This is a genomic window from Amphritea sp. GJ51-11, from assembly GCF_055808735.1.
In genome coordinates, this window is sequence record NZ_CM147881.1 from 4484931 (window position 1) to 4498997 (window position 14067).

A 14067-nucleotide genomic window follows, 5' to 3' on the forward strand; every position below is an offset into this window, starting at 1 on the left:
CCCGAGAGGCAAGTCGTTTAGAGTTTAAACTGTCGAGCGCGCTTTTCGAGTTCATCGGCCAGAGTGTTGATCTGTGTTGAGATGGAAGATAGGCGCAGCACTCGTTCTTTCGCTTGCTCGCTACCAGCGTTGATTTCACTCACCGCGCCTTCGATCTCGAGTGTGGCGACACCGCTCTGTTTGACGGATTCGGAGATGCTGTGGTTAGTTTCGGCAATCGACTCCATCTCTTTTTGAATATTGAAGAGAACTTTTGAGGTTTCCTGTATCTCTTTAACATTCGATTCGGTTTCGATGCTCGCTTGCCCCATCACCTGAGCAGCCCCTTTCGCATTCTGCTGTAGCGAAGCAATAATATTATTGATCTCGATAGTGGCGTTCTGGCTGCGTAAGGAAAGGGTGCGAACCTCATCCGCAACGACGGCGAATCCTCGGCCCTGTTCGCCCGCTCGGGCGGCTTCAATGGCGGCATTGAGTGCCAATAGGTTGGTTTGTTCAGCGATATCTTGAATAACGCTTAATACCGCATCAATATTATAGCTTTGCTGTTCTAGCTGAACGATAACATCGGTGGCATGTTGGATCTCTTTTTGTAACGCTTCAATCTTCTTCACCGTCCCGGTGGTGATGTCGACCCCAGCACGGGTTTCCTGCAAGGCTTGGTCTGAGGCTTTAGTGGTGACGTCGGCGATGGCGGAAATATTTTGTGTCGCACCATCCATCGCTACCATGGCATTAGTGACGGCTTCGGCACGGCTGATCTGTTTTGCGGTGCCCGCGTTGGCCAGTTGAGAAACGTCGCAGACTTGCTGACTGCATTGGCCTAGCATATCAATCGAATGCACCACATGGCTGATACTGTCATGGAAGGTTCTAAGCATGCTGTTGAACGAGGCGGACATCTGGCCGATCTCGTCATTTGAGTTAATCTGTAGTTGCTGAGTGAGGTCGGAATTTTGTTCGATATCCCGGATAGTCTGGTTCATGTTGTTGATCGGTTTAAGCACGATCCGGTGAATCATCCAGCCAACCAGAAGGAGTGCGGCAATAAATAGTGCCAATTCGACTAGGGCAATATTACGAATATTGGTGAATATATGCTGATCAATCTTGTCGAAGCTATAGGTGACTCGCACTGCGCCGAGAATGGTGCCCTCTTCAACCGGGTGGCAGGTCAGGCAGTTGGTGCCTTTATAGTTTGAACTGGCGCGCATTGGGCGCACGACAGTCATTCGATGGCCTTGATCGTCATCCAATTCAATGGCGATCGCCTCGCCAGCCATGGCGCGTTTATCTAAGTCATCCTGAATATGTGAGTCTGGGGTGCCTTCACCGTACATAGATGCCACCGGCTCACCGCGAATAATACGCGCTTCGGTGAGTTCAGGATTGCTGAGAATTTTTGTTTGCAGTGTTTGTCGGTTGGCCATCGCGCCGCTGAGCATCATGATGTTGATGCTGTCAAAATAGGCGTCGGCGGTGTTTTGGGTGTTTTGCAGAGCAATATCGGAGGATAGATTCGTTTCGCTTTGATAGATAACAGATACTGATGTGATGAGCACGATTAAAAAAACAAATGCTAGGCTGAGGTTTACTTTTGTTTGAATCGCCATGTTTTATTATCCGGATGGTTATCGTCTCTGATTTGTTCCTAATATACCTTGCTGTGATGAGTGGAGCGACTGCCTATGTCAGCATTTTGAGTATTAAATTGAATCGTTATTGACGGTACCTTTTGTTAAATGAGTGGAAATCCACCCGTTAGTGTTCATTGTAACGGGTGAGAATCCATCCATTATGGCGGGTTCACCTGTATTGGTTAATGATGGTGTATTTTTTAAGCTACTGTTTTTTTAGGGATTTAAAAAATAATTATTTGATTTTTTACCCATTGGCCTGAAGTTTGCTTTTATCTAGTTGAGTTAATAACTGAGCGTGGGTTCTGCTGTTAGACCCGAAAAAGCGCCTGAATAATTACAAAACTGGAGAAGCAATATGCGTCTTTTATCTGCTGCCGTTACGGCAATGGCTCTTACCTTTGGTGCAACGTCTGCTATGGCTGCACCGATTGAAATTAAATTCTCACACGTCGTCGCTGAAAATACCCCAAAAGGCCAGATGGCCAACAAATTTGCAGAGCTGGTTGCCGAGCGTTTAGGCGGTAAGGTTGAAGTTAATGTCTTCCCAAGCTCACAGCTGTTTGGCGATAACAAAGTGCTCGAAGCGATGCTGCTAGGTGATGTGCAGATGGCAGCACCGGCGCTGTCTAAGTTCCAGAAATATACTAAAAGTTTGCAGCTGTTTGACCTGCCGTTCCTGTTTAAGGATATGGAAGCGGTAGAGCGTTTCCAGAAAGGGCCTGAAGGTCAAAAAATGCTGACCTCTCTGGAATCTAAAGGACTTGTTGGTCTGGGCTATTTGCACAATGGTATGAAGCAGTTGTCTGCCAGCAACCCAATTAAAGTCCCTGCTGATGTCGATGGTAAAAAATTCCGCATCATGACCTCTGATGTACTGCAGGCGCAGTTTGAAGCCGTTAATGCCGTACCGCTGAAAAAGCCTTTCTCAGAAGTGTTTACCCTGCTGCAAACGAAAGCCATTGATGGTCAGGAAAATACTTGGTCTAACATCTTTTCGAAGAAATTCTACGAAGTTCAGCCTTACATCACTGCATCTAATCACGGTTTGCTCGATTACATGGTGGTTACCTCTGCTGAGTTCTGGAATGGCTTAGATGCTGATGTCCGTTCTGAGCTGAAAACTGCATTGGATGAAGCGATTGCCTTTGGTAACAACATCGCGGCTGAAAAAGCTAATAGCGATCGTCAGGCGATCATTGATTCTAAACGCTCTGAAGTGCTGGAAATTACAGCCGCAGAACGCGCCTTGTGGGTAAGTGCTATGAAGCCAGTATGGGCTCAGTTTGCCGATGATATCGGTGCTGACCTGATTGAAGCGGCTGAAGCATCTAATCAGTAATCTGCATCACTGACCCTTAATGAGGGTCAGGTTCTTATGCTACGGCGGACACTATTCGCGCCGCCGTATCTCTCGATTGATTAAATACTGTCTGTGGGGTTACACAGGAGAGTCACGATGGCTCGGCGAGTCTTGCTGAATAGCTGCAAGGTTGTCCTGTGAAGCACACATACTGAAAAATTGCAGAGCGATATTCATTGTCTCTGCTGTTTTAAGGGGGCCGTTATGGTTCGTAATCTAGTCACACAACTGGAAGAAGCGTTTCTTTCCTTGCTGCTGGTAGCGATGACGCTGCTGGTGTTCGCCGAGGTTGTTATGCGCTTTGGCTTTAATTCCGGAATCCACTGGGCGCAAGAGCTGACGCTTTTGATGGCAGCCTGGTTTGTTCTCTATGGCGCATCTTACGGTGTCAAAGTCGGTTCACATATCGGCGTTGATGTGTTCGTTAAGCTATTGCCGACCAAAGCACAGCGGTTTTTTACGCTTTTGGCGATTGTGCTTTGCCTGATTTATTGCGGTCTGTTTCTGTACGGTTCATGGATCTATCTCAGCAAAATGAAGATGATCGGTATCGAACTGGAAGATATGCCGGTGCCGAAATGGCTGGCGATGAGTATTTTGGTGATCGGTTTTGTCATGCTGATCGTGCGCTTTTTACAGCTAGGCTGGAAGGTGGTCACGAAAGAGATCGATGGTTTTCACTTCAGTGATGAAGCTGAGGACAGCATGGAGATCGCTAAGGAGATTCAAGAACTCGAATCGAAAGCGGCGAGTGCCGATGCCGATACACGTAACAAGGAGACGCGGCCATGACTATTGCTGCATTATTTATCATCCTGTTTGCCTGTATGTTTATGGGCATGCCGATTGCGATAGCGCTGGGTCTGTCGAGTGTGGCAACGATCCTGATGTTTTCTAACGATTCATTAGCCTCTATTTCTTTGAAGTTGTTTGAAGCCACCTCGGAACATTACACCCTGTTGGCGATTCCGTTCTTCATTCTATCGTCTGCATTCCTCTCAACCGGGGGCGTGGCCAAGCGTCTAATCAACTTTGCGGTTGATAGTGTCGGGCATATTCGTGGCGGTCTGGCGATGGCGTCAGTACTGGCGTGTATGTTGTTCGCCGCGGTATCGGGCTCTTCACCGGCAACGGTGGCAGCGATTGGTACGATCGTTATTGCCGGCATGGTGCGTTCTGGTTATCCCGAATCGTTTGCTGCCGGTGTTATCGCCAATGCCGGTACGCTGGGTATTTTGATTCCGCCTTCCATCGTTATGTTGGTGTATGCGGCGGCTACTGAAGTGTCTGCATCACGGATGTTCATGGCCGGTTTTATTCCCGGGTTGATGATGGGTGGTATTCTGATGATCGCGATTTATATCGCGGCGCGGATTATGAAACTGCCAGCAGAACCGTTCCCCGGTGTTGCTAAACTGGGTAAATCCTTTCTGATTGCGCTGGGTGGGTTGATGTTGATCATCATCGTACTGGGTTCGATCTATGGTGGTATTGCCAGCCCTACTGAAGCTGCTGCGGTCGCCGCGGTGTATGCCTATATGGTGTCGGTGTTAGGTTATCGCGATATCGGTCCGATGAAAGGGGTTGCTTGGCGTAATGATGATGAATCCTTTGGTGCGGCTGCTATTCGGAATACTTTGCAGATGCTGTGGGCGATTCCAAAATCGGTTCGTCACCCAGAAGTGCGCAAAGTGTTGCTGGATGCCTCAAAAGTATCGCTGATGCTGCTGTTCATTATCGCTAATGCTATGTTGTTTGCGCATGTGTTGACCACTGAGCGGATTCCACACCATATCGCTGAAACGATTGTACAGTGGGGCTTACCTGCGTGGGGCTTCTTGATCGTGGTGAATATTCTGCTGTTGATCGCCGGTAACTTTATGGAGCCGTCTGCGATCTTGTTGATCATGGCACCTATTTTGTTCCCTATCGCCATGAAGCTGGGTATCGATCCCATCCACCTAGGTATCATCATGGTGGTGAATATGGAGATCGGGATGCTGACACCGCCGGTGGGGCTCAACCTGTTTGTCACGGCGGGTATCACCGGGAAGAATATGATCTGGGTGATCAAGGCTTGTCTGCCATGGTTATGCTTGCTACTGATGTTCTTGATGCTGATTACCTATGTGCCGCAGATATCACTGTTCCTACCGGAATATATTGATCATCTGAAAGGCTACTAAGTATGGCGTGTTAATATCGCTGATTAACCGTAACGGTTAATGGACTATCGGCTGTTGTTCCAGCGATTGGAGGAACAGCCAGTGAGGCCGCCGCTTCGTTATGAAGCGGCGGCCTTTTTTTATCGTCAGAAAACCTCGAATCAATTATAATCGCCAGCCTATTTATAAATTGCTAATGGTATCGCTGTGTTGGGTTATCTTGCTGTTGTATGGGGTCTTATCGGTATTACCTTTATTTTTGGTAACGCCATTGTTCGAATTGGAACCATAGGGATCGACACGTTCGCCTTTTCATTAAGCTGGTATCACTGGGCGGCATTGGTGATTAGTGTGTTGTTTATGGGGTTTGCCGAAGGCTATAAAGGTTTTCAGCGGGCTTATTCGCCTCGGGTGGCGGCACGGCTACTTTATCTGCGGGATAATGTAACACCGCTACGGTTGATTCTAGCACCGTTGTTTTGCATGGGTTTTTTTGACATTAGGCGTCAGCGGATGATTGTGACTTATTGCTTGTTGCTCGGCATTTTGGTGTTGATTCAACTGGTGCATATGTTGGATCAACCTTGGCGGGGTATTATTGACCTCGGTGTGGTGGTTGGTTTGAGCTGGGGGAGTGTTTCAATCGTGTTATTTGTGTTGAAAGCCTTTATGTCGAAGAGCTTTGATTATTCACCGGAAATGCCGGAATTAAAAAACGCACCTTGAGGTGCGTTTTTTGATTTTAGCTCTGTAGGGATTGTCCCAGAAACAGTTTATAGGCGGGGTTGTCAGTCTCTTCCCAATAGCTGTAGCCGATATCATCAAGAAAATCAGTCACCTGTGAGCGCTCATCGTCAGGCACCTGCATGCCGACTAATACCCGGCCATAGGCAGCACCGTGATTGCGATAATGAAACATCGAGATATTCCAGCGACCACCGAGTTTCTTCAGAAACTTCATTAAGGCACCGGGGCGTTCGGGAAACTCAAATCGATAGAGGATCTCGTTGGTCACCGAGGCGGGTGCGCGCCCACCGACCATATAACGGACATGTAGTTTTGCCATTTCGTTATCGGATAGATCAATAACTTTGTAGGCTTCCGACTTGAGTTCTCCAAGAAGCTCAGTGCGGGCGTCATGACCGGCTTGCAGCTGTACACCAACGAAGATTTGCGCATCGTTATCGTCGGCATAGCGGTAGTTAAATTCGGTGATATTGCGCTTACCCAGTGCGGCGCAGAACTCTTTAAAGCTGCCGGGCCGTTCAGGGATTTTAACCGCAATAATCGCTTCCCGGTTTTCACCGAGCTCAGAGCGTTCGGCGATATGGCGCAGACGGTCGAAGTTGACGTTGGCGCCACTGTCGATCGCGATTAGGGTTTCGCCTTTAGCTGATTCCCGCGCCACATATTTTTTGAGACCCGCAACCGCTAGTGCTCCAGCGGGTTCGGTGATAGAACGTGTGTCTTCAAAGATATCCTTGATGGCCGCGCAGATCTCATCGGTATTGACGGTGATCACTTCATCGACAAACTGTTTGCACAGGTCGAAGGTATTTTCGCCTATTTGAGCCACGGCAACGCCGTCAGCAAAGATGCCCACTTGGGGCAGGATAACCCGTTCACCGGCCTCAAGCGCGGCTTTCAGGCAGGCTGAATCTTCAGATTCTACGCCGATGACTTTGGTCTCAGGGCGCAGGTATTTGATATACACCGCAATGCCGGCAATCAGGCCGCCGCCGCCAACGGGGACAAAGACCGCATCAATAGGGCCGCTTTCTTGGCGTAACAGCTCCATGGCGATAGTGCCCTGACCCGCGATTACATCTACATCATCATAGGGATGAACATAGGTTAGACCCTGTTCTTCAACCAGTTTGAATGAGTGCTTTGACGCTTCGTCAAAGGTTTCGCCGTGCAGAATAACTTTACCGCCCCGCGCCTTAACACTGTTGACCTTAATGTCTGGAGTGGTTTTTGGCATGACGATGGTGGCTTTAACGCCCAGGATTTTAGCGGACATCGCTAAACCCTGAGCGTGGTTACCCGCAGAGGCGGCAATGACGCCGCGCCGACGTTCTTCTTCTGTCAGCTGAGACATCTTGTTATAAGCGCCTCGCAATTTGAAGGAGAATACCGGTTGCAGGTCTTCTCGTTTTAGCAGGACTCGATTGCCGAGTCGATTACTGAGGCTCATCGCCTCGTCCAGTGGAGTTTCAATGGCTGCATCATAGACGCGGGCATCAAGAATTTTCTTTATATATCGGTGTGCCATGGGATGCTTTCAGTGTGTTGTTGCGGTCCGACAAGGGCGGCAGTGTGAATAAAGCATTAAATGGTAATCCTTGAGGCTGTTTTCGTCTATAAGATATCGCCTAATCTGCGTATAATATCTGCCAGTTATCGACATTTATACGGGGTTTCACACAATATGACACAGGATGAGATGAAGCTGGCGGTTGCCCAAGCAGCGGTTGCCTATATCCAGCCAAAACTGAGTCGTGACTCTATCGTTGGAGTTGGCACCGGTTCTACGGCTAACTTCTTTATCGATGAGCTGGCGAAGATTAAGCATCTGTTTGAGGCCGCTGTTGCCAGTTCTGAGGCCACCGCTGAACGCCTTCGAGGCCATGGTATCGACGTTTATGATATGAACTCCGTCGATCAGATGGAGGTGTATGTTGATGGTGCGGATGAGTTTGATGGTCGCTTGAATCTGATTAAAGGCGGCGGTGGAGCACTGACCCGGGAAAAGATCGTCGCCGATGTGGCCAAAGAATTTGTCTGTATTGTCGATGAGACCAAGAAGGTTGATCTGTTGGGTGCATTCCCTCTGCCAGTGGAAGTGATTCCGATGGCGCGTTCTCAGGTGGCTCGTCGGTTAGTGCAGCTCGATTGCATGCCGGTTTACCGAGATGGTTTTGTGACCGATAATGGCAATATTATTCTCGATCTGCATGGGCTTGAGATTGAACAGCCGCCAGCGCTGGAAGCGGAGATCAATAATATTGTTGGGGTTGTCACTAACGGCTTATTTGCGCGTCGTGGCGCCGATGTGGTGTTGATGGGTACGCCGGATGGGGTTGTGACCATTACCCATTAAATGACGGATAATAAAAAAGGCCTTCATCTCTGAAGGCCTTTTTTATATCTAACCGAAACGGCTCACAACGCTGTTACAACACATGGCTCCAGCCAATAATCGCTGGCATGCAGATCCATGCCAAAGCGCCAAGGTTGATCAAAATCCAGATTGAACCTGAGCTGTCACGGAAGTTTTCGTCATGGTTTGCCATGATTATTCACCCACCGTTATTGATAGAACTGTTATGAATCGTACTGCTGTGTGCCTAAAGACATCTTTTTTAAACGATTCGGGAGGCGATTCTACCAGCAAGGGGTAGGTCTGGGTAGTCATATCTTGGGCTTACATATTAAGTCGTATGTTGATGGACAGGTGGTGAGGTTGTTCTTCAATAGGTTACAAGCTGCTAATATCATACAGAACAGCATCGATAAACAGATGGGCCGGTTATGAGTATAAAAGGTTTTTTGCGTGGCAGTGTGATCGCTGTCCTAGTGGTTTTTTTGTTATTACATACCGCGCTTCAGGTGGGCAGAGATGTGGCTGTCCAGTGGCTGTTGGATCAAGGGGCGAGTGAAGCTAAGATCTATGGCTTATCAATCAACTGGTTTACTGGCAAGGTTAAGGTCTCTGGTGTAGAGGTGAAGACGCCTGGGCAGCCGGATTTACGACTAGATCAACTATGGGTGGATCTCGATTATGCGGCATTGCTGGAGCAGCGCATTTTAATCGATGACCTAACCCTTCAGGGGGTGGCGCTCTATCTTCATGAACAGGCGGATGCTGAGCCTCGGCAGTTTTCTTTGGGTCCGGTAGCGCTTCCCGGCACCTCCGCTGAATCTACAGGTGAAACATCAACTGAACCGTCCGCTTGGCAGTTTGGTTTGGCGCGGGTGAGAATCTCGGATTTCAATTGGCAATCAAAACTCAAGGAAGGCGAGCATCGACTACGTATCGATAGTGCGGCGTTAGATACCTTTTATACTTGGCAAGAGGAGGCCATCACCCACCTCTCTATTCAGGGAGCCATCAATGATGCGGTGTTTAATCTAGATACCGAAGGGCAGCCATTGCCGCAGACCAAGCGGTCTGAGCTACACCTGAAGCTTGAGCGTTTACCCGTCCACTCTTTTACGGCCCCTTTTGTGCCACAACTACAGGCAACCCTCTCGACCGATCTGACATTAACGATCGTTGCGGGTGAACAAATTAGTATTATTCAGCGGGGTGATATTCAGCTTGATAATTTTGCTTGGGAACAAGAGAATTTGGCTGTAAGTCAGCGTTCACTTACGTGGAAGGGCAGTACTGATTTTACGATGAGCGGAGGCAATCCTGAGGCGGTAAAACTTGAGGGTGATTTGAATCTGGCTGATTTGGGATTAACGGCCGACGGGATGCAGGTGAATTTGGCCGGCGGGCGTTGGCAGGGCAGCACGGATCTGAACTTTGTCGCCAATGGCCTCGACAAGGTAGCGGTAGCCGGTGAGTTAACGATGTCAGCGTTGGGTTTGACCCGTGATGGGCTACAGGTTGATTTGACGGCGGCTGATTGGCAAGGCAATACAGATGTGAACTTTACCGCCAGTAGCATCGACAAGATTGGGGTTAATGGCAAGCTGGCTATGTCGGCACTGGGTGTGTTGGGTGATGGCATGAATGTACAGCTGAGCAATGGCGGTTGGCAGGGAAACAGTACGGTGGCTTTTAATGGCTCAGGGGCTGACCGGGTGGATTTGGATGGGCAGCTGAGCGCCACTCAATTACTTTATCAGCAGCCACAACGGCTTGAAGCACAGGTGAAGTTGATCGGTTGGCAGGGGGCACTGTCACTGTTGTTACAACAGCAGCCTTTAGCCATTCAGGGTAAAAAAGGGCAACTGGCGCTGCAGGGTGTCGGGGTGAAAGCGCTGCAAGGAGATCAGGTGCTGGTGAATCTGGGGCAGGCTCAATTCAGTGATATAGGCCTGTCGTTGCCGCAAAAGATCACTTTAGGTGGGTTGAATGCAACCGGGCTTGAAGTGTCGCCGCAAGTGGATGACACCTTGGCTCAGTTAGATTTACAGGTTACCAATGTTGACTTTACCCTTGGAGAACGCCTAGGTATTACGCGACTTGAGGTACAAAATCTAAAGGTGAGAGAACAGTTGAGTGCTGAGAAACAGCCGCTCAGTGTGGCTCGCTTGCAGGCCGGTATTGAGAGTCTCGCAGATAGTCATGACAGCCGTGCAACGGCGACTCCTGATACGGCTGCAGAGCCCTCCTTACGAGTGCAGATTGATGAGTTGCTGGTGAGCGGTGACAGTCAGGTAATGTTTACGGATAACGGCACTCAACCTCCATTTAGTACTGCGATTGTGATAGATAAGGCTCGGGTGCAGGGGCTGGATAGCGGTAGCCAAACACCGGCGCAGTTCGAGTTGGCGCTGAAGTTAAATGATTTCACTACCTTTGATCTTAGCGGTGATACAGATATGGCTGGCGGTGGTGCAAATGCCAACTGGGAAGGCGCGCTGAAGCAGTTGGACCTACCCCGTTTAAGTCCATATAGCATCGAATACACTGGTTATTATTTGCAAAACGGCCAGTTGGCCCTGAAGAGCTCCGGTCAGTTGGATGGCGGTAAAATCACCGGTAAAAACGAGATTAAAATTCACCGACTGGGTGTTGAACCTGCCGATAAGCAGCAGATGGCTAAATTCAGTCAGCAGCTATCGATGCCTCTGGGGACGGCCATCTCGGTGTTACAGGACGGTGATGACAATATCGATCTTGATATCCCTATTAGTGGTTCACTTGATGACCCTGACTTTGGCTTGCAAAGTGTGGTCACGCGGTTAGCAGGCAAAGGGCTGAAGAAAGCCGCTTTTAGTATTCTGCTGAAATCCTTACAGCCTTATGGAACATTGATTAGTTTGGCTGCCGGTGCGGTTAACGAAGGTAACTTTATCAATCTAGACCCGGTCGTCTTTGCCCCGGGTAGTGTTGAGTTAGACGACTATGGACAGGGTTATCTGGCGAAGATTGAGGCGATGATGGCCGAGCGTAAAGGGATGCGTTTGAATATTTGTGGTCAGGCGGTGCAACAAGATCAAGTATTGATCCAAGCGGCGCTGGCAGAAGAGAATAGTAAGCGGAAAAAGCCGTTTACTCCGGAAGAGCTGACAGCACTGGAACAGCAACGGTTGGCGAGCTTAGCACAGCAGCGTTCTGACCGGGTAAAGCAGCAGCTGACCAGCACTATCGCTGGTGAGCGGTTGTTCAGCTGTTTCCCGGTGCCAGCACTGGATGATCCGCAGGCTAAGCCCGCTGCAACCCTCGGTCTTTAAGGGTTGCGCGAACTAAATTAACGGCTTAGCGCCGTTGGAGTTGGCTAAAGCCACTCTGGCGGTGACTGATGAGAGTGCTGAGGGTAAACAGCCCTGCGCCCGCTAGCGGCAGCATAATCCAGAGACTTGGGTGCAGAATCGACGGTAGTTCCAATAAGCGGTAGCTGATCAGTCCGGTGATGATTTCGGTTAGCAGGGCGGCCATTAAGCCACTGGCAAACCCTAGCATCGCGAATTCAAGAATATCCAACTGACGTGTTTGTCCCGGCGTGCTGCCAAGCACTTGTAGTAGGGCGTTCTCGTGTCGGCGCTGTTCCAGCTCTTGATAAACCAGTAGTTGAACCAACACTAAGCCAGCCGAGACAGTGAGGCCGAGAATCAGTGTCGATGCTTGAATCAAACGATCGATTAGAGTGCTGGCCTGATCGATCCACTGACTGACATCGATGAGTGTCAGCGAAGGAAACTGTCGCAGTAGTTCACGGCTGAGCCCTGTTTGTTGCTCATCTAGACGGAAGCTAGTGATGTAGGTCTGGGGATAGTTTTGTAATACCCCAGGGCTGAAAATCATATAGAAGTTGGGCCGAAATGAGCGCCATTCAACCTTACGGATATTACTGATTTTCGCACTAAAAGGCTGCCCCGCTACCTCAAAACCAACGCGATCTCCGAGTGTTAATCCTAAACTACTCGCGAGCTGTTGCTCGATCGAAATTAAGCTCTCTTTGGTATCCTCGGGCCACCATTCACCGGCCAGCAATTCATTGTGCGCGGGGGCCGTTGCCGACCAACTGAGATTAAGCTCTCTTTTTAACGCGTTATGCTGCATCTGTTCGGGATTAAGCACCGCTTCGGGAGGCTGATCGTTAATCAGTGTGACCCGTCCCCGAATCATTGGATAAAGGGTGGTATCGATGCCGGACTTTGTCAGGAACTGGCTGAGGGGCTGTAGTTCCCACGGCTGAATATTGATAACAAACTGATTCGGGGTGTTGACTGGTAGCTGTTGTTGCCAGCGATTGACCAACTCCGATTGTGTCAGCAGCAGGCTGCTCAACAAGGTTAGTAAGAGACACATAATACCGAGCTGAATGCGATGCCACTGACGTTGTTGCCGTAAACGATAACGGAGTAGACATCCGAGTCGAAAGTGCCTAGCCAATAGGTGCCCGAGTGGCGGCAGTAATAGGCTGGCACACAGGCCGGCCACCATAATGGTGATCACGGTGAGAGCAATAGCCGCCAGTGCGTTGAGCGCCGAGCCGAGATACAGCGTGATAACGACACCGGAGATCAGCAGAATGATCAGCCGGATAGGCCAGCTCAGCCCCTGATGGCTGAGTTGATCCCGACGCAATAGGCCCATCACGGGAATGCGGCTAATTCGTAGCAACGGTGAAAAGCCGATCAATATCAGCAGTGCCAAACTCAGTAATGGGCCGGTCGCAAAGAGGCGGTAGTCCGGTGCAGGTAAGCCGGAGGGCAGCAATGTTTGTAGCAGTGAACCGGTGAGTTGCAGCACTAAGGCGCTAGCCAGTAAGCCGGCTAAGGCCGCGATAGCCCAGCCCAGCAGTAGCTTAAAGAGATAGAGGCACAGAATGTGTTGCGGTCGGAGGCCTAAACACTGTAGCAGGGCGCTACGACGATACTGTGCACTGCTATAACGCCGCAGGCTTAGGGTGATCAGTAGGCCGCATAATAATAGACCGAAGAGCGAGGTCATGCGCAAAAAGCCAGAGGCATTTTGTAGCGCGCCGGTGGCTAGAGGCTGATCCGCATAGACTGACCAGAGTCGCTGTTGCGGCGTTAATTGGCTGTTTAATTGGCTGTAAAAATCCCGCACCGGCGTTTCTGCACCACTGAATAGGGTGCGATAGCCGATACGACTACCCGGCTGTATCACGCGGGTCGCCGCTAAATCTTGATGATTGATCAGCAGTTGCGGGCTGAAGCTACGAAAGCCGGTGCCGCGGTCGGGTGAACTGACCACCGCCGCAGTAATGGTGAAGGTTGCATAACCGAGGTCAATGGTCGCGCCCACTTGCACACCTAAGCGTTCTAACAGTTGTTGCTCGGCCCAGGCGGTGCCTGGGGTTGGAATCTGGGATGCTTGTGGAGGCTCGGTGATGACCTCGCCCCGCAGAGGGTATGGAGCATCGACGGCTCTAATCGAACTGAGCAGCATCTGCTCATCGGTGCTTACCATCGAGGAAAACTGCACCACGTCGGTATATTGTAGGCCGAGCTGTTTTGCGGCGTTGTGCAGCGTCTCGGTGATCGGCTGGCTATCGCTGAGGCTCAGGTCTGCGCCGAGCATGGAGGCACTTTGGCGGCTTAGGCCTTTTTCTAACTGATTCCCAAGGAGTGTGAGAAAACCGGATAGTGCCGTCGCTAGAAATAGCGCCAGTAATAAGGCTCGCCATTCGAAGGTGAGCAGGTCAGAGCGGGTCTGTTTTAAGGCCAGTCGAACAAGCTGTTTAGATTTCAT

Annotated in this window: 9 protein-coding genes; 6 read left to right on the forward strand and 3 right to left on the reverse strand. The window is 50.0% G+C overall.

The features are described from left to right. Nucleotides 1–17: 17 nt before the first annotated feature. Complete coding sequence (locus AC0L4K_RS20275) at nt 18–1613, reverse strand: methyl-accepting chemotaxis protein (RefSeq protein WP_417227069.1); 1596 nt, start codon at nt 1611–1613, stop codon at nt 18–20. A gap of 382 nt (nt 1614–1995) precedes the next feature. Between AC0L4K_RS20275 and AC0L4K_RS20280 the strand changes: the two genes are divergently transcribed. The 4 genes from AC0L4K_RS20280 to AC0L4K_RS20295 all read left to right on the forward strand — a co-directional run bounded on the left by AC0L4K_RS20280 (nt 1996) and on the right by AC0L4K_RS20295 (nt 5891). Further along, complete coding sequence (locus AC0L4K_RS20280) at nt 1996–2979, forward strand: TRAP transporter substrate-binding protein (RefSeq protein WP_417227067.1); 984 nt, start codon at nt 1996–1998, stop codon at nt 2977–2979. Between the two features lie 225 nt (nt 2980–3204). After that, nucleotides 3205–3792 carry a TRAP transporter small permease gene (locus AC0L4K_RS20285; protein ID WP_417227065.1) on the forward strand — a complete coding sequence of 196 codons (588 nt, stop codon included), beginning with the start codon at nt 3205–3207 and terminating at the stop codon, nt 3790–3792. Further along, nucleotides 3789–5186 carry a TRAP transporter large permease gene (locus tag AC0L4K_RS20290; RefSeq protein ID WP_417227063.1) on the forward strand — a complete coding sequence of 466 codons (1398 nt, stop codon included), beginning with the start codon at nt 3789–3791 and terminating at the stop codon, nt 5184–5186. The genes AC0L4K_RS20285 and AC0L4K_RS20290 overlap by 4 nt, the downstream gene beginning before the upstream one ends. A gap of 186 nt (nt 5187–5372) precedes the next feature. Beyond that, complete coding sequence (locus AC0L4K_RS20295; protein WP_417227061.1) at nt 5373–5891, forward strand: hypothetical protein; 519 nt, start codon at nt 5373–5375, stop codon at nt 5889–5891. Between the two features lie 16 nt (nt 5892–5907). On the opposite strand, the gene ilvA is transcribed toward AC0L4K_RS20295, so the two are convergent. Further along, nucleotides 5908–7440: a threonine ammonia-lyase, biosynthetic gene (ilvA, locus tag AC0L4K_RS20300; protein WP_417227059.1), complete on the reverse strand. Its 1533-nt coding sequence runs from the start codon at nt 7438–7440 to the stop codon at nt 5908–5910. A gap of 156 nt (nt 7441–7596) precedes the next feature. Between ilvA and rpiA the strand changes: the two genes are divergently transcribed. Together rpiA and AC0L4K_RS20310 are read left to right on the forward strand one after the other, a co-directional pair. Next, a complete protein-coding gene (rpiA, locus tag AC0L4K_RS20305; RefSeq protein ID WP_417227057.1) occupies nt 7597–8268 on the forward strand; it encodes a ribose-5-phosphate isomerase RpiA in 672 nt (223 codons plus the stop codon). Nucleotides 8269–8699: 431 nt separating this feature from the next. Beyond that, the gene (locus AC0L4K_RS20310; protein ID WP_473267690.1) at nt 8700–11579 is read left to right on the forward strand and encodes a DUF748 domain-containing protein; all 2880 of its coding nucleotides are present in this window, start codon (nt 8700–8702) and stop codon (nt 11577–11579) included. 25 nt (nt 11580–11604) lie between these two features. On the opposite strand, the gene AC0L4K_RS20315 is transcribed toward AC0L4K_RS20310, so the two are convergent. Continuing rightward, complete coding sequence (locus AC0L4K_RS20315) at nt 11605–14067, reverse strand: ABC transporter permease (RefSeq protein WP_473267692.1); 2463 nt, start codon at nt 14065–14067, stop codon at nt 11605–11607.